The organism is Candidatus Thioglobus sp. NP1 (assembly GCF_003326015.1).
Taxonomy (GTDB): Bacteria; Pseudomonadota; Gammaproteobacteria; order PS1; family Pseudothioglobaceae; genus Pseudothioglobus; species Pseudothioglobus singularis_A.
Genome location: NZ_CP023860.1, coordinates 265,971 through 290,954 on the forward strand (window position 1 = coordinate 265,971; position 24,984 = coordinate 290,954).

The following is a 24,984-nucleotide window of genomic DNA, read 5'->3' on the forward strand; positions in this document are numbered from 1 at the left end:
CTAATGGCGAGCATTGAAAAGCTACATATTTTACGATTCAGAAATTTAAACGATCAGTACCTTGAGCCCAATAAAAAGATAAATCTATTTCTTGGTGAAAATGGACAGGGTAAAACAAATTTAATAGAGTCAATTTATTATTTAAGCCACAATAGGTCTTTCAAAACCAAAAACACAAGGGAGTTGATTCCGTTTAATGAAGATTTTATTCAAATAAGTGCATTTGTTGACAGCTTAAAGGTTGTGCTTAAAAAATCAAAAACTACAAATTCTATATTAATAGATGATCAAAAAATTGCGACAAATAGCAAGCTCACTCAACACCTTCCAATCCAAATTATATCCCCAGATAGGGGTTTTGTAGTTGGTGGAACCCCGAAGCTGAAGAGATCTTATCTAGACTGGGGTGTTTATCACGAAAAAACTGAAATTTCAAAAACTTATAGGGACTACAACAAGGGCCTTAAAAATATAAACATTTTGCTTTCAAAAAATAGTAGTGCCCTGGAAGACTGGTTTGTACAGATTGCACCACTGTCTGTTGAAATATCGATAGCAAGAAAAAAATATATTGATAAGCTTGTAAAAATTCTCGACAGTAACCATTTTAAAAAACTAAGCGGGCTTCTGGACTTAAACAGTAGATTTGAATTAAGGCTTCAGTCAGGATGGACAAAAGATCTAGATGGTCTGGAAAAAGAGAAGGTCTATGATCATCTTGTTAACAATAAAGCGTTATATATTAAGACAAAATATTTAAGCCATGGGCCTCACAAGGCCAGCATAGATTTTTCTTTAAATAAACAAGACGAAGTTTTTCTTTCAAGAGGTGAGCAAAAAACGGCTTCAATAGTTTTCTGGATACTCCAAGTTTTAATTTTGGTTGAACAAAACAACAGTCCAATTATTTTAATTGATGACATTTCATCAGAGCTTGATCAAAAAAAAATTAATCTGCTTATCGACTTTTTTGTTGGCCTAGATGTTCAAATATTTATAACAGATATTGGTAATACTTTAATTTCTATTGATGAAAAAAACGCAACAACTTTTGAAATAAATAATGGCCATATAACAAGAAAGGAACACTGATCTTTTTGAAAGAAAGCACTGTAAGAAAACACAAAAATACCAACCTATCAGTAGGCTGAAAAGTGCCCATTCATGGTATAATAATTTTATTTATAGGGGGTCATTATGGCTGAAGAATACCAAGCTTCCAATATTAAGGTTTTAAAAGGGCTAGACGCTGTTAGAAAGCGCCCTGGAATGTATATTGGTGACACAGATGATGGCACAGGTTTACACCACATGGTATTTGAGGTTGTTGATAACTCTATAGACGAAGCACTTGCAGGACACTGTTCTAAAATAGAAGTTGTAATCCATGAGAATGATTCTATATCTGTCACCGACGACGGAAGGGGAATACCCGTAGACCTTCACCCAGAAGAAAAAATTTCTGCTGCCGAAGTTATCATGACAGTTCTCCATGCTGGTGGAAAGTTTGATGATAATTCATATAAGGTTTCTGGAGGCTTACACGGTGTTGGTGTTTCTGTTGTTAATGCTTTATCTGAATCCCTTCATCTTGAAATTCATAGGTCTGGAGAGATTTATGAACAAGATTATGTTCTTGGCGTCCCAGTAGCAGAGATCAAAGCAACTGGAAAAACCGATAAAACAGGAACGACAATTCATTTTAAACCAAGCCCTGAAATATTTACTGAAACAGTATATAAATTTGAGACTCTCTCAAATCGTTTACGCGAGCTTTCTTTTTTAAATTCAGGGGTTCACATAGAAATAAATGATCTGCGCTCAGACAAAAAAGATGTTTTTGTTTATGAAGGCGGCATATCAGCTTTTGTAGAACATTTAAACAAATCTAAAAATCCAATCCATAATGACATAATTACGATGTCATCAGAAAAAGACGATATTGTTGTTGATGTGGCTTTACAGTGGAGTGACTCTTATCAAGAAAGCGTTTATTGTTTTACAAATAATATTCCACAAAGAGATGGAGGGGCCCACCTAGCTGGTTTAAGGGCTGCATTAACTCGAACACTAAATAACTTTATTGATGCGTCTGGCCTAGCTAAAAAAGAGAAGGCTGCAATAACTGGTGAGGATACAAGGGAAGGCTTAACTGCAATTCTCTCAATTAAGGTTCCTGATCCGAAGTTTTCATCACAAACTAAAGACAAGCTTGTCTCTTCCGAAGTAAGGGCCCCAGTTGAGTCTTCTGTTAATGAAAAACTTGGTGAGTATTTGTTAGAAAACCCAGCAGAAGCAAAAATTATAATTAGTAAAATATTTGAAGCTTCTAGAGCAAGAGATGCTGCGAGAAAGGCTCGTGAAATGACACGTAGAAAAGGCGCTCTTGATATTGCAGGGCTCCCTGGGAAGCTAAGTGATTGTCAGACTAAAGACCCAGCAGAATCAGAAATTTTCTTGGTAGAGGGTGACTCTGCTGGAGGCTCAGCAAAACAAGGAAGAGACAGGAGGACACAAGCGATCTTACCTCTTAAAGGAAAGATATTAAATGTTGAAAAAGCACGTTTTGAGAAAATTCTTTCATCACAAGAGGTGGGGACTCTTATTACTGCCCTTGGGTGTGGAATTGGAAAGGAAGAGTATGACATTGAAAAACTTAGATATCATAAAATTGTTATCATGACTGATGCCGATGTTGACGGTGCCCATATTAGAACCTTATTATTAACATTTTTTTATCGTCACTTTCCTGAACTTGTTGAGAACGGCTATCTTTTCATTGCACAACCACCACTATACAAAATTAAGAAAGGAAAACAAGAGCGTTATCTTAAAGACGATACTGAGCTTAATGAATATCTTTTACAAGAGGCAATTCATGATGCAAGTTTATTTGTAAGCAAAGATGCTCCAGCAATAGAAGGGGCAGCCCTAGAGAAAATAGTCTCTTCACACCAAAAAACAATGAATATCATTGAGAAACTTGGAAAAAAATATAACGAAATATTGATTCAGGCGACTCTTGGCCTTCCAAAGGTAGAAATTAAGGATGCAAAAAAAATGGTTGAATGGTGCTTGAATCTTCAAGAAAAAATGAATGGAATAAGCTCTATGTCAGAAACACATAGTGTTGAGTTTAAAAATGGCGCGGTCTACTACGTTATGAAAACATATGGGGTTGAGGTTGTTAGTGTTTGTTTAGATGAAGGCTTTTTTAATTCAGCAGACTATAAAAAGATTGAGACCTACTCTGATGAAGTAGAGGGAATGTTTAGTGATGACTCATATGTGCAAAAGGGTGCTAAAGACCAAAAAGCTAATAGTTTTTCTTCTGTATTAGACTTTCTGCTTGTTGAGGCTAAAAAAGGGCAGGGTTTCCAGCGTTATAAGGGCCTTGGTGAAATGAATCCAGACCAATTATGGGATACAACCATGAATCCAGAAACACGAACCATGCTTCGTGTTAAGATTGAGGATGCGATTGCTTCTAATGATGTTTTCTCAACACTAATGGGTGACGAGGTTGAGCCAAGGAGAAACTTTATTGAAAATAATGCGCTAAAGGTCGATAATTTAGATTTCTAGGATTTAAACCACCAGCGACTTCATTTAAGTAGTTATTTTATAACTACATTAACTAATTTGTTAGGAACCATAATAACTCGCACTATTTCTTTTCCATTGGTAAATCTCGTTATCGATTCATCAGAAAAAACTAAACTCTCAACATGTTCTTGTGATGAATTTAGTGGAGACATTATTTTTGCCCTAAGCTTTCCATTTACCTGAACAATAATTTGGACGCTATCTTGGATAAGTGCCGACTCATCAACTGTTGGCCAAAGCTCATTAACAATAGCATCTGTCCCTCCAAGTAAAAACCATAAATGGTGACATAGGTGAGGGATAACAGGACTAAGTGATTTCACCATAATCTCAATAGTTTCTTGCATAATAGCAATACCCTGGTTTGACTTATCATTAAATTTGGAAAGAGTATTGTTGAGTTCCATCATAGTGGCGATTGCTGTATTAAAAGAGTGTCTTCTACCAAAGTCATCGCCAACTTTCTTAAGTGCTTGATGTGTTTTTTGTCTCATATCTTTTTGTTCTTCGTTTAAAGAAGAGGCTTCAAGCTTATAACTTATTGCAGCATCCTTTTTTTCAATAAAGCTGATGACAAGACGATAAAATTTACTTATAAATCTATGGGCACCTTCAATTCCAGAGTCTGACCATTCTAGATCTTGGGTTGGTGGGGCAGCAAATAATATAAACAAACGAGCTGTATCAGCCCCATACTTTTCAATCATATCTTGTGGATCGACCGTATTACCTTTTGATTTACTCATTTTTGCACCATCCTTTAAGACCATTCCCTGAGTAAGAAGGTTTGTAAAAGGCTCACTGCTTGAAACTATTCCAGCGTCTCTTAGGAGTTTAGTAAAGAATCTTGAGTATAAAAGGTGCAGAATGGCATGTTCAATTCCTCCTATATATTGATCAACAGGCAGCCAATAATTTGCCCTCTCATCTAAGATGCTTTGGTCTTGATCAACACAAGCATATCTTGCGTAGTACCACGAAGATTCAAAAAAAGTATCTAAGGTATCAGTTTCTCTCTTAGCAGGCAGGCCACATTTGGGGCATGTCGTTTTACAGAATTCAGGGACCTTCTCTAGGGGAGAGCCAACACCATCAATTGTAATATTTTCAGGAAGTTTTATTGGTAAATCGGCAGTGCTTGATGCTACAGAGCCACATGATGGACAGTTGATTATTGGTATTGGACAGCCCCAGTATCTCTGTCTTGAAACTCCCCAGTCACGTAAGCGGTAGTTAGTTTTTAGTTTACCAAGACCTTTTTCAGCAAGTTTGGTGCTTATAGCACTAAAAGCCTTACTAAAGTCCATGCCATTAAACTCTCCAGAGTTTATAAGAAGACCTTTTTCAACGAATGCATTTTTTGTTATGTCGGCCTCACCAGTTACTGGTTTTATAACCTCATAAACTGGAATTTCATATTTTTTTGCAAACTCATAGTCCCTTTGATCATGAGCTGGTACGCTCATTACTGCTCCAGTTCCATAACCCATAAGTACAAAATTTGCAATCCAAATAGGAACATCATCACCAGTTATTGGATGGGTACAAACCAAACCAGAATTAACACCCTTTTTTTCCATAGTTTCCATCGCCGCCTCAGATGTTTCCATCTTTTTACATTCATCTAAGAAAGCCTTAATCTTGTCATTTTTTTTGCTAGCTTGAATCGCAAGTGGGTGTTCTGAGGCAATGGCAAGATAAGTTACCCCAAGTAGAGTATCTGGTCGGGTAGTGTAAACAGTTAAAGCCTCATTGTTTAAAAGTTTGAAGTCAATATCTACTCCAACAGATTTACCAATCCAGTTTGTTTGCATCATCTTAACTGCTTCTGGCCAGCCTTCTAGTTTTTCAATATCAGTAAGTAGCTCATCAGCATAATCGGTTATCTTCATATACCATTGTGAAATCTCTTTTTTCTCGACGGGGACACCTGAGCGCCAGCCACAACCATCAATAACTTGTTCATTCGCAAGAACAGTTTGATCAACAGGATCCCAGTTAACAACTGCTTTTTTCTTATAAACCAAGCCCTTTTCAAATAGCTTAATAAAAAACCATTGCTCCCAGCGATAGTATTTTGGATGACATGTTGCTAGTTCCCTTGACCAGTCATATCCAAAACCCAGTTGAACCAGCTGGGTTTTCATATGCTCGATATTCTTATAAGTCCATTGAGCAGGAGGAACCTTGTTTTGCATTGCTGCATTTTCAGCTGGTAGACCAAAAGCATCCCAACCAATTGGTTGCATTACATTTTTCCCAAGCATTTTCTGATATCTAGAAATGACATCACCAATACTATAATTTCTTACGTGTCCCATATGAAGTTTGCCAGATGGATATGGCAGCATAGAAAGGCAGTAGTACTTTTCTTTGGTTGCATCTTCAACAACAACGAAAGAAGCATTTTTCTCCCAATAATTTTGAGCATCTTTCTCTATTTTCTTGGCGTTATATTCGTGCATTATTTAAGTTATTGAGAATAGTTAATTAAGTTTAAGAGAGCCAACTAAAGAGCTTACATTTTCCAACCCATGATCATCTAGATATTGGCTGATACCATTATTAATTTCTTTGCAAACTAGGGGATCATAAAACAAAGCAGTTCCAACACCAACCGTATTAGCACCGGCAATAATAAATTCGATTGCATCTTTTGAGTTAATAATTCCACCTTGGCCAATTATTGGAATATTGTGTTTCTTGCTTGCCTCATAAACCTGATGAACCTTCAGAAGAGCAATTGGTTTTATTGCTGGCCCAGACAAGCCTCCTCGATTGTTTCCGATAATTGGTTTTTTACTTTTAATATCGATTGCCATACCCATAACGGTATTTATAACGGCAAGACCATCACTCCCAGCATCTATGCAGCGAAGAGCATTATGAGCAATATCAGTTTGGTTTGGTGAGAGTTTGGTTATGATTGGCTTGGAGGTGTTTTTTCGGCAAATTTCAACTACTCTAAAAGACATTTCTGGATCATTTCCAAATGCTACGCCACCCTCCTTTACATTTGGGCAAGAAATATTAATTTCAATTGCGTCGATATCAGTATCATCAAAATGCCTGGCAATTTCCCCGTACTCCTCTACGCTTGAGCCAGATATATTAATAATAAACTTTGCTTCAGTTTTATCTAGACCAGGCATAATCTCCTCAATTACCGCTTGTGTTCCAGGGTTTTGAAGGCCGATAGCATTAAGCATTCCATTGGGGGTTTCAGCTATTCTATGGAGTTTGTTTCCTAAGCGGGCATCAAGGGTTGTTCCTTTAAGGCAAACAGCCCCAATATCTGAGTTAGAAAAGCCTTTAATTCTTGTGTATTCTTCACCAAAACCAACACAACCAGAAAGCAAAACTATAGGCGAGTTTAGCGACATCCCACAAAAACTTGTATGAAGATTTTTTTGCATTGTCGCCATTATACTTTTATGATGACTTTGCATCCATTAACTTCGGCTAAAATATTGTTATGAATGGAGTGTTTATTACTGGCAGTAATACAAATGTTGGAAAAACAATTGTTGGCATTGAGATTATTAAGTTCCTAAGTAAGACTCGCTCTGTTAAGGCTCGAAAGCCTGTTGAAACAAACTGTCAAATAGTTAATGGCAATTATTTACCCAGAGATGCTGAAGCACTTAATAATGCTTGTTTTAAACAGGAGCCACTCAATAAAGTATGCCCTTTTTGCTTTGAGCTCGAGGCGAGCCCAGAAGATGCGAGCTTAGATGTGGGGACGCCAATTAGTCTAGACCAGTTATCAGATGCATGCCACACTGGTGTTAAAGGTAGTTTTGTTGTAATCGAAGGAGCAGGAGGACTATATTCACCAATAGCAGATGGCGCTTTAAATTCAGATTTAGCCATACAACTTAAGGTGCCAATTGTAATTGTAATACGTGATGAGTTAGGGGCCATTAGCCAAGCACTTATGTCAATCGATGCCGCTAAGAAAAATAATCTTGAGGTTTCTTGCGTAATATTAAATGAAATAATACCCAATAGTCTTTCTAATAAAAAAGGCCTTATTAAATATACAAATGTTCCTGTTATTTCATTTTCTAAAAAGAGGATGGGGCGTTTTTATTCTGATATTGAGGGTTTATTCTAGGATTTTTAAGCCTGGTTTTTTGGCGTCATCTTCAGTCTTATTTGCAAAAACCATGCCCTCCCCATTTTCTTGTGCATAGATTGACAGCACTGCGTGACAAGGCACTATAATTTTTTCAGACTTACCATTAAACCTTGCTCTAAAAGTAATTTGTTCATTTGTTATTTGTTTGTCAGAAGCTGCAGATGTGCCTATATTGAGTACAATCTTGCCTTTCTTAATAAAGCCTTTAGGAACAAAAACACCATCTACCGAACAATCTACTAACAAATAAGGTGTGAGGTTAGAGTCTTCAATCCAACTACAATAGGCGCGGATTAGATAAGGAATGACTCCAGGCATAAGCTAATCCTTAGTTAAAATCCTTTTCTGCAAAAGTAAGACTTTCATGAAAACCTTCTTTTTCAAAAAGTCTGTTTGCATAAGCAGTAATTGGTTTTGCCTTTTGATCCAACGAAATTCCTAAAAGGTCTAAACGCCAAAGAATTGGGGCAATACAGACATCAACTAAAGTCATCGATTCGCTATTGAAATAAGGCTTATGAGAAAAGAATGGTAAGAGTTCTATAAGGTTTCCGTGAAGAGCTTTTCTGGCAGCATCAGACTCCTTTTTGCTGCCGTTAAGAATTGTATCGACTAGCTCATACCAACAGCCTTCAGCTCTTGTAAAGCGATAGATCAAGAGTCTTTTTGCAGCTTTTTCAATTGGATCCACAGGGAGTAAAGGAGGAAAAGGAAAGCGCTCATCTAAGTACTCCATAATTACAGAAAGATCATACAGGACCATGCCCCTATCAAAAAGAGTTGGAAGAGTTTCACAGGGATTAAGCTCTAAAACTTCTTCTGGCATTTCGTCTAGTTTTACTTCTAAGACTTCCCTTTCAATAGATTTGTGAGCCATTATAAAGCGCACTGCATGAGACTCTAGCTCTTGAGATGCAGAGTAAAGTGTAGTTGAAGCTGGATTAGGTTTAGTTAGCATAAGTATTTACCAAAAAAAAATTAAAAAAAAATAAGGCTATTCTATTAATAAGAGCCAATTAAAAAAGATATTTGTCAGAGACTAGTCCCGTGAGCGCCAAACTCCATACTTAACATCTTTCCAATATTCTTTTTTAAGCATATAGGTTAGTATAAAGAGAATTCCTAAAAAAAGTAAAACCCATTTTCCAAGGGTTAGTCTAATTAGTTTCGCAGGCTCACCAACATAATCTAGAAAGTTAGTGATATCTCTAACATCATTATCGAAACCAGCCTCAGACTGTCCCTCTTGAAGTGGCCATAGTACATGAGGCATTGAGGCATTAACAAGGACCGTATTGTTTACCCCAAATATCCTAGACTCATCAGTATAAAAGCTGCGAAGGTAGGTATAAATCCAATCAGTTCCTTTTGACCTTGCAACCAAAGAGAGGTCGGGAGGAACTCCACCAAACCATTTTGAAGCTCCATCCTCTGGCATTGCCGTTGTGACCGACTCACCTACTTTTTTGCCAGCAAACATTAGGTTTGTAGCAACTTGTTCTTCAGTAAGATTAAGGTCTTTAGCAATGCGGTTATAGCGCATAAAACTTATGGCATGACAGCCTGAACAATAGTTCATAAAAAGTTTTGCGCCATTTTGTAAAGAGGCTTCATCAAAAATATCAGTATTTGCATGATCTAACTGAACCTTGCTAGCAGCATAAATATTTGCAGAGAGCAGCAGAGTAAAAAAAACAAATAATAATTTAAAGTTTTTTCCCATAACTAGGCAGTTACCCTATCAGGAACTTCTTTTGTTTTTCCAAGAGTGCTATACCAAGGCATTAAGAGGAAAAATGCAAAATATAGGCCTGTAAAAATTCGAGCTAGTAATACATACAAAGGGGTAACTGGTTGAACTCCAAGCCAACCTAACATTATAAAACTGACTACAAAAATTCCAAGAATCCATTTATAGATTGGGCTTCGATAGCGAATAGATTTAACTGGACTTCTATCTAACCACGGCAGGAAGAAAAATACTAATAAGGCCGCAAACATGGCTAATACGCCTGGAAATTGAGAGCCAAACAATGGAGGTATTGCTCTTAAAACAGAGTAATAAGGGGTTAGGTACCATAGAGGTGCAATATGTTCTGGAGTCTTAAGTGGGTTAGCCTCAATAAAATTTGGAGCCTCAAGAAAGTAGCCATTTAGAGCTGGGGCATAAAAGACTACAGCACAAAAAATCCATAAAAATGCAACAGCACCCATAGCGTCTTTCACGGTGAAATAGGGGTGGAATGGAATACCATCTTTAGGAATACCATCCTTATCTTTGTTCTTCTTTATCTCAATACCATCAGGATTATTCGAGCCAACTGTATGAAGCGCTACGATATGAAGAAAAACTAAAACAACAAGAATAAGCGGAAGAACAACAACATGCAAGGAGAAGAAGCGATTCAAGGTTGCATCACCAACAGCATAGTCACCTAAGATCCACACTAATAAATCTGGACCAACAACTGGAACCGAGCCAAAAAGCGAGATAATTACTTGAGCTCCCCAAAACGACATTTGTCCCCATGGTAAAACATAGCCAAAGAAGGCCTCTGCTAATAATAGGATGTATAGCACCATCCCAAGAATCCATATTAATTCCCTTGGGCCTTTATAAGAACCATACAAAAGAGCTCGCATCATATGTAGATAGATAATAATAAAAAAGGCGGAAGCCCCTGTTGAGTGTAAATAACGAATAAACCAACCCCATTCTACATCACGCATAATGTACTCAACTGATGCAAAGGCGTATTCAGCATCAGGCTTATAGTGCATTGTAAGGAAGATTCCAGTAAGCAATTGCATGCCAAGCATTAAAATTGCAAGTCCACCAAAAAAATACCAAATATTGAAGTTTCTTGGTGTGTAGTATTCAGCTAAATGTTCGTTAAAAACTTTAGTCAACGGAAATCTTTGGTCTATCCAGCTTTGTTTATTATTCATTTTTTTATACTATTTCTGGGTCAATACCAATACGAATAAGCGTATCAGTCATATATTTATATGGCGGTATTACAAGATTCGTTGGCGCTGGTACTCCAGCATATACTCTCCCGGCAAGGTCAAATTTTGAACCATGACAAGGACAATAAAAGCCACCTTTCCAGCTGCTTCCACCAAGGTCTGCAGCACCTGGCTCAGGACGATAAGTGGGCGAGCAGCCAAGATGAGTGCAAACGCCAACAATTACAGCAACACTTTCTTTATTTTCAATAGACCTAAATTTTTTTGTTACATAAGAGGGTTGTTGATTTTTTGAATTACCAGTTCCATTAGGATCAGCTAAATTATCAACTACCTCGACAGAATTCAGTTCTTTAAGGGCTTTTTCATCTCTTTTAAATATCCAAATCGGTTTTTTGCGCCATAAAACACGAACAAGCTGCCCTGACTCAAGCTTTGATATATCAACATCAACCGGAGCACCAGCCGCTTTGGCTTTTGATGATGGCTTCCAAGTTGATAAAAAAGGCCATGCAGCGAAACCAAATCCAACGGCACCAACAACACCTGTTGCTTTTGTTAAAAAGCGTCTTTTATTTAGGTCTATTGTTTGTTCTGACATTAAAATTCCGAATGATTTTAGTTGAAAAGCCGCACTATTATAAAGTATATGACAGATATTTAAAAGTAAAAACTACACACATAGCCTAGTATTTTTTTTTATCAACTTTGATCGAAATGAATTTAGTTTGAGAAAGGCTTTCTAGTTGCTGAACAATGGCTAATAACATTTTTTTTTGCTTTTCAGCACGAAAGGCTAAAGACGAGTTTCCCGCAATTAAAGTGACTTTTTTATCTTCAACTAGGCACAGGGCTATCCCTTTAAATTGAGCCGGCAACTTTTCCTGAAGCAGGAGATTCAAATGATTATGTAATTTTGCCTTTTCAAGCAATGCGCCTAGGTCTTTATGAGGCTTTAAACCTTTAAAGCTCGACGATGCTGCTTGCTTTTTCAAACATTGACCCCCATATATGAGAAAATACCCCAGTTTCTTATTACTATATTTTTTGCCACATGAGTATTATAAATAATGTTTTGTCAAAAATGGTTGGCTCTCACAATGAGAGGCTAATCAAAAAGTATAAGGGGCTTGTTGAAAAAATTAACTCCCTTGAGTCTCAGTTGCAAGGCCTTGAGGATTCTGAGCTTTCGTTAAAAACAACCGAACTAAAAGAAAGAGTAGCTAATAAAGAGCCATTGATAGATGTTTTGCCAGAAGCCTTTGCCGTTGTTCGAGAGGCTAGTCAAAGAGTCCTTGGTCTCAGGCACTACGATGTTCAACTCATTGGTGGTATGGTCTTGAATGAGGGCAGTATTGCTGAAATGGGTACAGGTGAAGGAAAAACTTTAGTTGCAACACTTCCCGCATACCTTAACGCACTTACTGGGAAAGGAGTACACATCGTCACAGTTAATGACTATCTAGCAAAGCGAGATGCTGAGTGGATGGGAAAAGTGTTCGCTTTTCTTGGGCTTGAGGTTGGTGTAGCAATTTCAGGAATGTCTGGTGAAGAAAAACAACAAGCATATTCTTGTGACATAACTTACGCTACTAATAATGAGCTTGGATTTGACTATTTAAGGGACAATATGGCTTTTTCTAACGAACAAAAAAGCCAAAAAGATCTAAGTTATGCAATTATTGACGAAGTCGATTCAATTTTAATTGATGAGGCTAGAACGCCACTTGTAATTTCTGGACCAACAGGAGACCATGCAGAGGTTTATAACTCTATAGATAAGATGATTCCAAGCTTTACACTGCAAACGGAATCTGGTGAGGGTAAAGACACGGTTGTGGAAATTCCAGGGGACTACACTATTGATGAAAAGCATAAGCAAGTCTTTCTTTCAGATGATGGCCACATAAAGGCTGAAGAAATGTTGATAAAGTCAGGCCACTTAGCAGAGGGCTCTAGTCTTTATGATCCTGGAAATATCATTTTAATGGGCCACTTATTATCTGGGCTAAGAGCACATCTTCTGTTTCAAAAAAATGTCGATTATTTAGTTAAAGATGATGAAGTTGTCATTGTTGATGAGTTTACTGGCAGAACTATGGAAGGAAGAAGGTGGTCAGAGGGGTTGCATCAGGCAATAGAGGCAAAGGAAGGGGTGAGTATTAAAAAAGAAAACCAAACTCTTGCTTCCATAACTTATCAAAACTATTTTAGGCTTTATACAAAACTTGCTGGAATGACTGGAACGGCTGAGACTGAGGCTTCAGAGTTACAAGATATTTATGGGCTAGAAGTTGTAGTAGTGCCTCCTAATACAAAGTCTACGCGTACCGACAATTCAGACTTGATATATGGAACAATGAATGAAAAACTTGAGGCGGTAGTAAGTGATATTAGGGAGTGTCAAAAGCTAGAGCAGCCAGTTTTGGTTGGTACTAGCAGTATAGAAAGCTCTGAAGGGGTGTCGTCTCTTCTCAAGAAAAATAATATTAAACACGAAGTGCTCAATGCAAAACAACACGAGAGAGAGGCTGAAATTATTGCAAATGCAGGTGCGCCAGGGGCTGTAACGATATCTACTAATATGGCTGGCAGGGGGACAGACATAGTCTTGGGGGGTCGATTGCCTGAAGAAGCATCTGAAGCTGAAAAAAGCCTATGGAAAGATAAGCATGAAGGTGTAATTAAGTCAGGTGGTCTTCATATTATTGGAACAGAGCGAAATGAGTCACGAAGAGTAGACAATCAATTACGAGGCCGCTCAGGTAGACAGGGAGATGTTGGATCAACAAGGTTTTACCTGTCCTTAGAGGACAGTTTAATGAAGATTTTTGCCTCAGAAAAAACAGCTAGTATGATGAAAAAGCTTGGCATGAAAGAGGGCGAGGCTTTAGAGCATAGCTGGCTAAATAAGACAATAGCTAACGCACAGAAAAAAGTAGAGGGTATGCATTATGATGCGCGCAAACACCTTCTTGAGTATGATGATGTGGCCAATGATCAAAGAAAGGTAATATATCAGCTCAGAGATGAATTAATGGGAACAGAAGATGTAAGGGAGCGCTATGAGATTATTAGAGAGTCAGTAATTAGCGATCTTTTTTCTGAATTTATTTCTCCTTCGGTTCTCGAAGAGGATTGGGATGTAGAGGGGTTACACCAAGCCTTGATTTCAGATTTTAATTCTAATATTCCAATTCAAGAGTTTGTTGATAATGGGCTTGATGTTGATGAAATATTAAAGACAATTCTTGATGGTTTTGCCTTAGCCCATTCAACTAAGGAGCAAGCTATTGGTTCTGACACCATGAGGACCTTTGAAAAAGCTGTTATGCTAAGAGCCTTGGACGTTCACTGGAAAGAACATCTTTCAGTCATGGACCACCTCAGGCAAAGTGTTAATCTAAGAGGCTATGGTCAGAAAAATCCAGTCCAAGAATTTAAGAGAGAATCATTTTCAATGTTTACCACCCTTTTAGAAACTATTAATGTTGAGATGGTTAAAGCCCTTAGTACACTCAATATAGAGCAAAATGATAATCAACAACAAGAACAAAACAAGTCAGTTCAACAGACCAATATTCAGAAAAAAAATCTTGTTTCACAGAGGCCAGTTAGAGCCCAAAAATCAGCTAGATTAAAAAAGATAGGAAGAAATGATCCATGCCCATGTGGCTCAGGAAAAAAATATAAGCAATGTCATGGTTAATTGCTAAACGCTAATAATCAGTGAACAGAATAACCTTAACCAAGCCTGATGATTGGCACCTTCATTTAAGGGATGGTGAAGCCATGAAGTCTGTTGTTGGTATGAGCGCTAAGCAGATGGGAAGGGCAATTATTATGCCTAACCTTTCTCCGCCAATAACAAGTGCAGCTCAGGCCAAAGACTACCATGATCGTATTATTGAATCTTTACCAAAAGAAACAATTTTTAAGCCCCTAATGGTTCTTTATTTGACTGATGAAACAAGCAAAAATGAAATGCTTGAAGCAAGCAAGACGCCTGAAGTATATGCTGCAAAGCTCTACCCAGCTGGAGCAACAACAAACTCGAGTAATGGTGTAACCAATATAAGAAAAATTTATTCAGTACTTGAAATTATGCAGAAAGAAAAAATTCCACTTTTGATTCATGGAGAGGTGACTGATCCTTCTGTTGATATCTTTGATAGAGAGGCTGTTTTTATAGATAAAGTACTTAGCAAAGTTGTCAGAGACTTTCCTGAACTAAAGATTGTGCTTGAGCACATTACAACAAAAGATGCTGTAGATTATGTCAAGGGAAGTGATAAAAACATAGCGGCAACTATAACGCCACACCACCTTTTGGCTAATAGAAACCATATGCTCTCTGGAGGAATTAGGCCTCATTTTTATTGCCTGCCAATCTTAAAAAGAGAGTACCCGCATCAGGATGCTTTGGTTGCAGCTGCAATATCAGGAAGCAATAAGTTTTTTTTAGGAACAGACTCCGCTCCCCACTATAAAAACGAGAAAGAGTCGGCATGTGGATGTGCTGGTATTTTCAGTGCCAACGCAGCTATTGAGCTCTATGCTGAGGTTTTTGATAAGCACAAGCAAATGCAAATGCTAGAAGGCTTCTCATCATTCTTTGGCGCAGACTTTTATGGTTTACCACGCAATACAGAAAAAATTACTTTAGAAAAGTTGTCTTGGACTGTGCCTAAAAGCTATGACTTTTCTGGAGCAAAGGTTGTTCCATTTTTTGCTGGTTCAGAGCTATCCTGGAAGCTGTTAGACTAGGAGTCTTATATTCTTTAACTGGAAGAACTAAAGTATTGAAGCGCACTTTGAGTGTCTTTTTTAATTTGGCTTTTTAGTTCCTCAAATGAGCTAAACTTTATCTCATCTCTAATTTTTTTCTTAAAAATAACCTCTACATATTCGCCATAGATTTCTTGGTTAAAATCCAAAATGTATACCTCTAGAAGAACCTTGGTTCCTCCCCTTGTTGGTCTATTTCCAACATTACAGACACCATTGAAGTTTTTATTATCTTTACGAACGACTACACAGAATACCCCCAGAACAGGGCTAAGCTGTCTTCTGATGGGTATATTTGCTGTAGGAAAGCCAATTGTCCTACCTTGTTTATCACCATGTTCAACTCGACCACTAATTGAAAAAGCCCTTCCAAGAAGCTTTTTAGACATTTCAAAAGAGCCTGTTGACAAAAACCCCCTGATTGCTGAGCTACTTACTCGTTGGTCATCTATGTATATGCCATCAACTTTTTCAATAACAAATTTATAATCCACCGCATATTTCTCAAGCAAGCTAAAGTCACCAGCTCGGTCTTTTCCAAAACGAAAGTCATCTCCAATATAGCAGTGCTTAACATTAATTTTTTTTACAAGTATGTCTTCAATAAAGGATGAGGCACTTATTTCTGAAAAAGACTTATTAAATTTTATAAGTAGGTGTTTATTGATGCCCATTGACTTCAAAAATAGATGTTTGTCTCTGAAGCTACTTAGGCGTGCCTTGGGACGACCAAAAAAAGATTCAGGCGTTACGGAAAAAGAAATAACCATTGAGGGAATGCCTTTTTTTTGAGCGGTAGAGACAAGCTTTGAGATAATTTCTTGATGGCCTATATGGATACCATCAAAGTTTCCAATAGTTACGACACACTCAGGTTGATTATCAAGATTATGAAGGCCACGAATTAATTGCATTGTTTTATTTTACTCATTGCCAAAGTTTTTAGTTTATTGAATCAAGCAATATCATTATTTTTTTAACTGGCGCAGGCACACCTAAACTAAGATTTTTTGTTTGGTAATAACCATCTAAACCTCCAGGAGAAAACACAACAATAGGGTTAATCCATAAATGATAATGGCTGAAGCTGTGTTTAAATCTTGTTAATGATGCCAGTATCTTTGCGTCTTTATTATGATTTTTAATTGCTTCATTAATGTCATGGTCGTTTTCATTGCACTCTTCAAAGCTCCATAAGCCACCCCAAATGCCTTTATTAGGCCTTTTCTCTAGGTAAACCTCATTTTTTTCATTCTGATAGATTAAGAATACTATAGTTTTTTCAGGCCTTACCTTCTTTAATTTTTTGTGTGGATAGTTCAACTGAGTTTCAGTTATATAGGCCTCACAGTGTTTACATATTGGACAGCTGATACAGCTTGGAGATCTCTGAGTGCAAACAGTTGCTCCAAGATCCATAATAGCTTGGGTATATTTGGCTGTATTCTTTTGAGGCGTATGGTGACTTGCAAGTGCCCATAATTTTTTTAAAACATCACTCGAGCTATAATGCCCATTGACCCTATGATATCTTGACAAAACCCGCTTAACATTTCCATCAAGAATTGGAAGCGGCTGGTTGTATGCCAGAGACAAGATTGCTCCAGCAGTTGAATCACCAACTCCAGGCAAAGCAAGAACCTCAGGGTAGTTTTGTGGGAAATCACCACCATATTTAGAAACAATAATATTTGCACTTTTATGTAGATTCCTTGCACGGCTGTAATATCCTAACCCAGCCCATAATGCCAAAACATCATCCTCATGTGCTTGAGCAAGAGCAGCTATATTTGGGAAATTAAATATAAATCTTTTAAAGTACTCAATAACTGTAGCTACTTGAGTTTGCTGAAGCATAACTTCAGAAACCCAAATATGATAAACATTGACTGGACTTGATTGCCAGGGAAGGTTTTTTCTACCATGTTTTTTAAACCAATCTAATAGGTCATCAGACAGTTTCGTCACTGCTTAATATTTAGAGGGTCAGTTGGGTCAATGCCACTCATAAAAGGCTTGGTAATATTTTCATTAGTTGTTTGGTATACACAACCAACCCAATTATTGATTACTGCATTAGCGCTATCATGCCATGTATTATCAAGTGTCTTTAAAATCAAGCTTTCAGGAAAATCCTTTAAAGTGGCTTTCTTAGATAACAACTTTGTTTGAAATTCATTAAGTATTGCTATATTTTGTTCAGAAAGGTAGTTGGATGGAGTTGGCGGGTAGCCAAGCTTATTATTTTCTAGGAAAAGAGAAATTTCTCGTTTATATTCTTTTAGAAGGCTAATAGAATCATATTCAGGATGGCCTTGAAAAAACACAAGCCTAAAGAGGTCTTCACTAACTGCTAAGTGAGCGCCAATAGAGCTTTCAGCAAGAACTGATACACCTGCCTCTGCAAATTGATCTATAGATATTTCATTAAATCTTGAGTGTGGAACATCAAACCGAGTGTTGACACCTTTAACAAGTGGATGAGTCCTATTAACGACTTTATGAGGAAACACTCCCCAGTGCTTTTTTCCGACAGGAAGACGCTTTTGCCCATATTTAAATTCCAAAACTGCATGCGTTGCGAGGCAAGAGCATAAAGTTGAAGTAACGTTTTCATAAGACCAATTTACAACTTCTTTTAGCTCCTTATAAAATGGGGCAAGCTTGAGATCAGGCTGAGTCACGTTGGCACCACTTATGATAAGGGCATCTAAGCCATGAGATTTAATTTCCTCAAAGGTCTTATAGTGCTTTTGTAGATGCTCTTTTGCGACTGCACCTCTATCAATGCTGGGCAGGGAGAAAGGATGCATATAAAATTGAGATATTTGATTAGAGTGTCCAACCAACCTAAAAAATTGTCTCTCAGTTGCTTCGAGTGCAGCGTCTGGCATCATGTTTAGCAGCCCAATATGTAGCCCCCGAATATCCTGATGCTTAGCTTTATCATTTGAGAGAATTGTTTCACCTTGTTGTTTAAGTCGATCGAATGAGGGCAGGTTTGAGTGAGCAATTAATGGCATATTATTTCAAGGCTTTTGCAATTAGGGAGATAACTTCTTTAGCGGAACTGCACGCATGAAGCTCATCACTCTTAATAGTACAGCCATACTCGTCAGCAATTGTTTGGTACTTGGCAAGCCTATCTTCTATTAGCCTTGGAAAAACCCAGCCGACAAAAGCATCTGGATTAACTTCAGCAGCATAGCTTAGGTTATTGTCTTTCAGATAGTTCTTTATTGCAGTTTCAAAGAAAACTGGATGGTAGTAGACTGGCTTAGGCTGGCTTTTGGCTCTATCAATAAGAGCTTGTTCATGCTTTTTGCTTGATTTTATATAAACAATAAGCGTTTTATCTGCAAGCATCGCATAGAGCTTTTTGTCTCCTAACTCACATAAGCTTCCTCCAGCATCATTTATAAAATGAGCATAACCTTCAGCTTGAGACCGAAGAATAAAATCAGGCACCTCTTGCATAGTATTCTTTTCTGCGGCCAAAAAAAGGCTTTGTCGATGAACAAACTCGTCAATAGGAAGACCACCTTCTTCTGGATTTCCTACCTTACCAAGAAACGCAGCAATTGGTTCTAGATTGTCGAAAGTAACTTGACTATTTATGCTTATAGAGTTGTTCTCTAAAAGGGGCTTAAGCCAAGGGTCTTTTTTCATTTTAAGCGATACATTGTTTATAATGGCATCTTTTAGGTGGGCGGTTCCTATCCTATAATCGCCAGAAAAGTGGAACCAGCCCCCATCTTTATTAAGAAGTTTTGCAAGATGTGTTTTTCCTACACCCGACATACCGAGCAGAGTTAGACGCTTATTCTTTTCACTATTAAATTGTTCGCGCGAAATAGCCATTTTTTTATAAAGTTTAGACCCTCAAGTTGAAAGTGTTAGGTTGTAAGAGCTAAACTTTCTTATGTTAAGAACACCAACATCAAGTAATAAATATTGCCCCTTAATTCCTTCTAAAACCCCAGAGATAACAGGCGTTTTATCAAAGTTTAAGGATACAACTTTGGTTGGGTATTTTATCACAGGGTAATTAATAGTAACGACATCGTCTTCCAGAGTTATTGCCTCAGTCATATTAATTTCGTTAGTAACTTTTTGCAACAAAGAGGATTTCATAGAGTTAAGGTCTGAAACTACAACTTCATTTTTTAACATATTACGCCAATTAGTTTTATCTGCAATAAATGATTTTAGAGCGACCTCAATTTGGCCAGATTTTATGCGAGAACCAACCTCAAGAATTGGTAAGGCAGAAATCGCACCTTGATCAATCCACCTATTAGGAGTATTAGTTTTACGAGTGATTCCAACCTTAATTCCAGATGAGTTTGCTAGGTAAACTATAGTTGGCTGAAAGCAGTTTTCCACCCCCCACTCTGGTTCTCTGCAGGTTCCTAGATGATAATGACAAGTTTCAGGTTTCATTATGCACATGTCACATCTTGCAAGAGCTGTGCCTTCGTTTACACCACAAAGATAACAGTATCCCTGTGAGTAACTTTTATTAGTTTTTTTGCCACAATTTACGCAGTTAATAATCTGATTGAAAGTAAGCTCAATGCTCTCACCCACTAAAGCATTCATGTCTACCGCGGCATCACCAATTGGCAAATAATAACAAGCATTACCCTCATTTAGAGAGGTTTCCATCATTTTAATATTGCCATTTAATTGCATAATTTAGACTGAATGGCTTTATACTTTTGTGCAGTTTGAGCCATAATTGATTCAGGAATAATGGGAGCTGGAGGCTCCTTATTCCAGCCTAAGGTTTCTAGATAGTCTCGAATAATTTGCTTGTCAAAGCTTTTTGGGCTTAATCCAGGCTTGTGGTCCTGTAAAGGCCAAAATCTTGAGGAGTCAGGAGTTAACACTTCATCCATTAAGGTTAATTGGCCCTCAGTGTCTAGGCCAAATTCAAACTTTGTGTCAGCAATTATAATGCCACGCTTAATAGAATGTTTTGAGGCAAAATCATAGAGCCTAATACTAGTATTTTTTATTTGAGTTGCAAGCTCCTCTCCAACTATATTTTTTGTTTCAATAAATGAGATATTTTCATCATGTTTTCCAACGTCTGCCTTAGAAGAAGGGGTAAAAATAGCCTGGTCAAGTTTTTCAGCAAGCCTCATTTGCTTTGGCAGTCTTATCCCACAAACTGCCCCTGTATTTGCATATTCTTTCCAACCAGAGCCTATTAGGTAGCCTCGAACAACTGCTTCAATTGGAATGGGCTTTAGTTTTTTAACTACAATTGCTCGATCTTTAAGTAGCTCAGACTCTTTATAAGATAAAACCTCATTAACGTTGATTTCTGTAAGGTGGTTTTGAATAATATGATTGGTTTTTTTAAACCAGTAATTAGCAATGGAGGTAAGAATTTTTCCTTTTTCTGGAATAGGCTCATCAAAAACAACATCAAAAGCCGAGAGCCTATCAGTTGTAACTATAAGCATATGTTTTTCATCGATATCAAAAATATCTCTAACTTTTCCACGATGAAGGAGTGGCAAGCTTAGCTTGGCCTTCATTAGAGACGACATAGCCCTCCTAAAACCATATAAAGTTATAATTTTAATCGAATGTTGTGCTAATGGGGCCTTGTTAAAAAGCTAACTTTAAAAGCGAGGTTTTATGCCAAGACTTATAAGAGTATCTTTTGCTTGAGATTGAAACTCAGCCATCTCGCTTTTAGGCACTAATAGCTTGCTGGGAAGCTTGACTTTTTCAGCATCTTGATGAACGCCATTGATTCGTATTTCATAGTGGAGATGAGGCCCAGTTGATGCGCCAGTACTTCCAACATATCCAATTAGCGCCCCTTTTGAAATTCTTTTTCCAGGCTTAAGGCCCTTAGCAAAATTAGATAGATGAGCATAGACAGTTAAAAGTTCAGACCCGTGTTTTAAGTAGATCACATTACCATAGCCATTTAACGTTTTTGTATATTTAATTACTCCTTTTGCGGGCGCATAGATGGGGGTGCCTGAAGGAGCCACAAAATCAGTTCCTCTGTGAGGCCTATAAACTTTAAGTGTTGGATGTAAGCGACGCAGAGTAAATCTTGAGCTAATACGACTATATTTAACTGGTGCAAAAGTGAACGAATCATTTAAAGTATAACCTTCTGCTGTGTAGTATATTTTTTGTCCTAAGTTGTTTTTATAACCAAAAAGAGCAATTATTTTTTTGTTATTTACATAAATCATTGCATGTGGCTTTTTCTCGCCATCCCAAGATAAAATAAACTTATCACCTTTTCTTAGGTCTCTGCTAAAGTCAATCTCCCATGAAAAATTATCCACCATTAATTTAACAATCTCAGCGTCTATGCCCGCTTTCTTGGCGTCATAATTTAGCGATTTATCAATTATTATAGTTTTGTGTGATAATCGACCTTTAGGCTGATTATTTTCATTATTAAAGCGAAATTTGTTATTTTCATAGCTGATATAAAGGGGGCTTGAGTTTACAGGACTAAATATAATTTGCTCTAAGCCATGTTTATCATTAAGAATTATTCTAAATTTATCACCAGGGTATATTTTGTTTAAATTTTGAGCGCTTTTATCTGAAGCTATTAGTTTTGTAAGAAGTTTTGCAGACAGACCTGTTTTATAGAAAAATTTATAAAACGCATCACCACTTGATACTTCAAAAATAAAATCATGCTTCCCATTTGCATGAGATGGGGAGGCTATTAGCGAGAAAATTAAAAAAAATGCAAGCAAAAAAGGCTTGCATAAAATGAAGGTTTTATTCTTAAGCACTAGATTCAATAACAGAGTTTGCTACTTGACGAGAAAGACGGTCATTTTCCATAACACTGTCGAGTGTGTCAAGGACTCTTATCGGAGCCTCTAGAAGTGTTTTTTCTATAGTACTACTAATATCAAGAAAGCCAATTCTATTTTCTAAAAATGCCTCAACCGCAATTTCATTGGCAGCGTTTAAAGTTGCAGGACTGCTATCGCCATTTTTTAGCGAACTATAGGCAAGCTCTAGACATTTAAATTTTTGCATATCAGGCGCTATAAATTCAAGATCATTTTGCTTAGTAAGATCAAGGTCCTCAACTCCAGAAGGGTGTCTTTCTGGAAAAGATAGAGCATAAGATATTGCACTCCTCATATCGGGCAGCCCCAGCTGAGATAAAACACTTCCATCAGTAAAATATGCAAACGAATGGACAATACTTTGCGGGTGAATAACTACCTCTATATGTTGCGCAGGAAGACCAAACAAAAAGTGGGCCTCAATAACCTCAAGACCCTTATTCATCATAGTTGCAGAGTCAACTGAAATTTTTTTTCCCATTTTCCAGTTAGGATGAGCACATGCTTGCTCTGGAGTAACCTTACCAAGGCTATGCAATTTTTTATTAAGAAAGGGCCCTCCTGAGGCTGTAAGTTGAACCTTTTTAAGTCCACTTGTTCCAGCTTGAAGGCATTGAAATATTGCACTGTGTTCTGAGTCTACAGGTATGAGTTGAGCGCCATATTTCTTGGCGGCATTTATCAATAAGCTTCCAGCTAAAACTAAAGATTCTTTATTTGCTAGCATTACTCTTTTGCCAGCAGTAACTGCTGAAAATGTAGAGGCGAGGCCTGCACTTCCAACAATTGCAGCCATCACATAGTCTGTATTTTTATGAGACGCTATAAAGTTTTGAGCGCTTATACCCGAAAGCACCTCAACTCCCTCTGGAGCAAGTTTTTGTAATTCTGCAGCTGCATCAGGATCAACCATAACAGCATATGATGGTTTAAATTCTGTACAAAGTGACAGCATTTTTTCCCAATTAGATTTTGCACTAAGAGCAAATACTTTATATTTATCAGGGTTAGATGAAATTACATTAAGAGTGCTTAAACCAATTGATCCCGTAGCTCCCAGTATAGAAATATTTTTCATAATATATACGTGAAGAAAAGAAAGAAAATTGGTGCAGCACAAGTAAGGCTATCAATCCTATCTAGTATACCTCCATGTCCAGGCAAAAGCCGCCCACTATCTTTAACATTTGCTAGTCTTTTTAATACACTTTCAAATAAATCGCCAATAACTGATGCAAGTGAAATAATTATTGACAAAACACCATAAGTTAAATAATCACTTATTGATGGATTACCTAATGAAACAAATACATAGGTACCTGCAACAATGAGGGAAAGAATAATCCCTCCGGCCAAACCTTCAACTGTTTTTTTAGGACTAACGTTGGGCGATAGCTTTATCTTTCCAATGGCTTTGCCAGCAAAGTAAGCCCCAACGTCTGCTGCCCATATAAGGCCAAAAAGAAGCAACACTAGATAATTGTTATTCATATGAAGTGCTATTAATGATAAGGCTGCTGGGGTGAAGAGAAACAATCCATTTATCAAAATTACAAAAAGATTTTTATTAATATGGTTTGAACTTCTGGGAAATACAACTATCCAGTAAAGAGCAATAAGCCACCAAGCAAACGAGGCAATTAAGATTGGCAGAAGTGCTAATGTCTTGTTTATAAGAAAAAAAGTAATACCAATAATTGCAAAAATATACGCAACTTTTGCGGTTAAACTTTTAAGTTTAGCTAGTGTGGAGAACTCCCATAAGGCAATTATAAAAATTATTGCAAGTGCAAGAGAAAAGCCCAATTTTTCGAGAGCTACTACAGAAAAAATTACAAGTGGGGCAAAAATAGAAGCAGTAATAACCCTTAGGAGTAGCATTATTTTTCACCCCTTCTCTCTCCATAGCGACGTTCTCGTGAGCTAAACGATTCGATTGCAAGGTCAAGTTCTTTTTCATTAAAGTCTGGCCATAATGTGTCACAAAAGTATAGCTCACTATATGCAATATCCCATAATAAAAAGTTACTTATTCTTACTTCTCCACTTGTGCGAATAAGAAGGTCAACCGGAGGAAGTCCTGCTAGTGATGTGTGATCATGAAAAGAACTTGTGTTTATTTGTTCTGGATCGAGTTCATTTGCTGCCACTTTTGAGGCAATTTTTTTTGCAGCATTGGTAATATCCCACTGCCCCCCATAGTTTGCAGCAATAACAAGTGTAAGACCATCATTGTCTTGAAGTTGATCCTCAGCAGCTTTAGCTAGCAGTTGAATTTCAGGGGTAAAAACGCTAAGATCACCAATAATTTTGAGCTTAACATTATTTTCCTTGAGTTTTTTTGTTTCATTTTTTAAAACTGTTAAAAAAAGTTTAAATAATAATCCAACCTCCTCAGTTGGGCGTTTCATATTCTCACTACTAAAAGCAAAAAGAGTCAGGGAGCTAATGCCTAACTTTCCACAGTGCTTAACAATTTTTCTCACAGTCTGTACCCCTCTTTGGTGGCCTTTGGACCGAGGAAGGTGTCGTGATTTTGCCCATCGTCCGTTACCATCCATAATGATAGCTATATGATTTGGTAAAGCTTTTAGGCTCATAAAGAACTTTTAATAAAATAAATAG

At 37.4% G+C, this 24,984-nt stretch carries 23 protein-coding genes; 5 read left to right on the forward strand and 18 right to left on the reverse strand.

What is annotated here, in order from left to right; all coding sequences use genetic code 11:
• Positions 1–3 precede the first annotated feature (3 nt).
• Entirely contained in the window at positions 4–1,092 is a 1,089-nt protein-coding gene (locus tag CRN91_RS01390; protein ID WP_114114672.1) for a DNA replication/repair protein RecF, read from the forward strand.
• 105 nt (positions 1,093–1,197) lie between these two features.
• Positions 1,198–3,585, forward strand: a complete 2,388-nt coding sequence (gyrB, locus tag CRN91_RS01395; protein WP_114114673.1) for a DNA topoisomerase (ATP-hydrolyzing) subunit B — start codon at positions 1,198–1,200, stop codon at positions 3,583–3,585.
• 32 nt (positions 3,586–3,617) lie between these two features.
• On the opposite strand, the gene leuS is transcribed toward gyrB, so the two are convergent.
• Together leuS and CRN91_RS01405 are read right to left on the reverse strand one after the other, a co-directional pair.
• Positions 3,618–6,074, reverse strand: coding sequence for a leucine--tRNA ligase (gene leuS, locus CRN91_RS01400; protein WP_114114674.1), 2,457 nt, complete (start codon positions 6,072–6,074; stop codon positions 3,618–3,620).
• A gap of 18 nt (positions 6,075–6,092) precedes the next feature.
• Positions 6,093–7,031, reverse strand: coding sequence for a dihydroorotate dehydrogenase (locus tag CRN91_RS01405; protein WP_114116044.1), 939 nt, complete (start codon positions 7,029–7,031; stop codon positions 6,093–6,095).
• A gap of 50 nt (positions 7,032–7,081) precedes the next feature.
• On the opposite strand from CRN91_RS01405, the gene bioD reads away from it, so the two are divergent.
• Positions 7,082–7,723 carry a dethiobiotin synthase gene (bioD, locus tag CRN91_RS01410; protein ID WP_114114675.1) on the forward strand — a complete coding sequence of 214 codons (642 nt, stop codon included), beginning with the start codon at positions 7,082–7,084 and terminating at the stop codon, positions 7,721–7,723.
• Here bioD and CRN91_RS01415 read toward each other — a convergent pair.
• The 6 genes from CRN91_RS01415 to CRN91_RS01440 form a co-directional block, all read right to left on the reverse strand.
• The gene (locus CRN91_RS01415; protein WP_114114676.1) at positions 7,715–8,065 is read right to left on the reverse strand and encodes a stringent starvation protein B; all 351 of its coding nucleotides are present in this window, start codon (positions 8,063–8,065) and stop codon (positions 7,715–7,717) included. The genes bioD and CRN91_RS01415 overlap by 9 nt on opposite strands.
• A gap of 10 nt (positions 8,066–8,075) precedes the next feature.
• A complete protein-coding gene (locus CRN91_RS01420) occupies positions 8,076–8,705 on the reverse strand; it encodes a glutathione S-transferase N-terminal domain-containing protein (RefSeq protein ID WP_114114677.1) in 630 nt (209 codons plus the stop codon).
• A gap of 81 nt (positions 8,706–8,786) precedes the next feature.
• On the reverse strand, positions 8,787–9,470 hold the full coding sequence (locus tag CRN91_RS01425; RefSeq protein ID WP_114114678.1) for a cytochrome c1: 684 nt from the start codon (positions 9,468–9,470) through the stop codon (positions 8,787–8,789).
• Between the two features lie 2 nt (positions 9,471–9,472).
• Positions 9,473–10,696: a cytochrome b gene (locus tag CRN91_RS01430; RefSeq protein WP_114114679.1), complete on the reverse strand. Its 1,224-nt coding sequence runs from the start codon at positions 10,694–10,696 to the stop codon at positions 9,473–9,475.
• A gap of 4 nt (positions 10,697–10,700) precedes the next feature.
• A complete protein-coding gene (gene petA, locus CRN91_RS01435) occupies positions 10,701–11,318 on the reverse strand; it encodes a ubiquinol-cytochrome c reductase iron-sulfur subunit (RefSeq protein WP_114114680.1) in 618 nt (205 codons plus the stop codon).
• 85 nt (positions 11,319–11,403) lie between these two features.
• The gene (locus tag CRN91_RS01440) at positions 11,404–11,712 is read right to left on the reverse strand and encodes a hypothetical protein (protein ID WP_114114681.1); all 309 of its coding nucleotides are present in this window, start codon (positions 11,710–11,712) and stop codon (positions 11,404–11,406) included.
• 59 nt (positions 11,713–11,771) lie between these two features.
• Between CRN91_RS01440 and secA the strand changes: the two genes are divergently transcribed.
• Entirely contained in the window at positions 11,772–14,426 is a 2,655-nt protein-coding gene (gene secA / locus CRN91_RS01445) for a preprotein translocase subunit SecA (RefSeq protein WP_114114682.1), read from the forward strand.
• A 20-nt stretch (positions 14,427–14,446) separates the two neighbouring features.
• Positions 14,447–15,484, forward strand: a complete 1,038-nt coding sequence (gene pyrC / locus CRN91_RS01450; RefSeq protein ID WP_114114683.1) for a dihydroorotase — start codon at positions 14,447–14,449, stop codon at positions 15,482–15,484.
• A 14-nt stretch (positions 15,485–15,498) separates the two neighbouring features.
• Here the strand turns inward: pyrC and ribF are convergent, their stop codons facing one another.
• From ribF to uppS, 10 genes are all read right to left on the reverse strand, one after another.
• A complete protein-coding gene (ribF, locus tag CRN91_RS01455; protein WP_114114684.1) occupies positions 15,499–16,419 on the reverse strand; it encodes a bifunctional riboflavin kinase/FAD synthetase in 921 nt (306 codons plus the stop codon).
• A gap of 28 nt (positions 16,420–16,447) precedes the next feature.
• Positions 16,448–17,473, reverse strand: a complete 1,026-nt coding sequence (gene mutY / locus CRN91_RS01460; protein WP_114114685.1) for an A/G-specific adenine glycosylase — start codon at positions 17,471–17,473, stop codon at positions 16,448–16,450.
• A complete protein-coding gene (locus CRN91_RS01465; protein WP_114114686.1) occupies positions 17,470–18,528 on the reverse strand; it encodes a homoserine O-succinyltransferase MetA in 1,059 nt (352 codons plus the stop codon). Before CRN91_RS01465 ends, mutY begins: the two co-directional genes overlap by 4 nt.
• Before the next feature lies 1 nt (position 18,529).
• Entirely contained in the window at positions 18,530–19,366 is an 837-nt protein-coding gene (locus tag CRN91_RS01470) for an ATPase (protein ID WP_114114687.1), read from the reverse strand.
• Between the two features lie 21 nt (positions 19,367–19,387).
• Positions 19,388–20,200 carry a DUF2797 domain-containing protein gene (locus CRN91_RS01475; protein ID WP_114114688.1) on the reverse strand — a complete coding sequence of 271 codons (813 nt, stop codon included), beginning with the start codon at positions 20,198–20,200 and terminating at the stop codon, positions 19,388–19,390.
• Complete coding sequence (locus CRN91_RS01480) at positions 20,191–21,066, reverse strand: phosphoribosylaminoimidazolesuccinocarboxamide synthase (RefSeq protein WP_114114689.1); 876 nt, start codon at positions 21,064–21,066, stop codon at positions 20,191–20,193. The genes CRN91_RS01475 and CRN91_RS01480 overlap by 10 nt, the downstream gene beginning before the upstream one ends.
• 75 nt (positions 21,067–21,141) lie before the next feature.
• Positions 21,142–22,254, reverse strand: coding sequence for a M23 family metallopeptidase (locus CRN91_RS01485; RefSeq protein ID WP_114116045.1), 1,113 nt, complete (start codon positions 22,252–22,254; stop codon positions 21,142–21,144).
• Between the two features lie 31 nt (positions 22,255–22,285).
• On the reverse strand, positions 22,286–23,437 hold the full coding sequence (gene dxr, locus CRN91_RS01490) for a 1-deoxy-D-xylulose-5-phosphate reductoisomerase (RefSeq protein ID WP_114114690.1): 1,152 nt from the start codon (positions 23,435–23,437) through the stop codon (positions 22,286–22,288).
• Positions 23,434–24,240, reverse strand: a complete 807-nt coding sequence (locus CRN91_RS01495; RefSeq protein ID WP_114114691.1) for a phosphatidate cytidylyltransferase — start codon at positions 24,238–24,240, stop codon at positions 23,434–23,436. The genes dxr and CRN91_RS01495 overlap by 4 nt, the downstream gene beginning before the upstream one ends.
• Positions 24,240–24,959, reverse strand: coding sequence for a polyprenyl diphosphate synthase (gene uppS, locus CRN91_RS01500; protein ID WP_114114692.1), 720 nt, complete (start codon positions 24,957–24,959; stop codon positions 24,240–24,242). The genes CRN91_RS01495 and uppS overlap by 1 nt, the downstream gene beginning before the upstream one ends.
• Positions 24,960–24,984 lie beyond the last annotated feature (25 nt).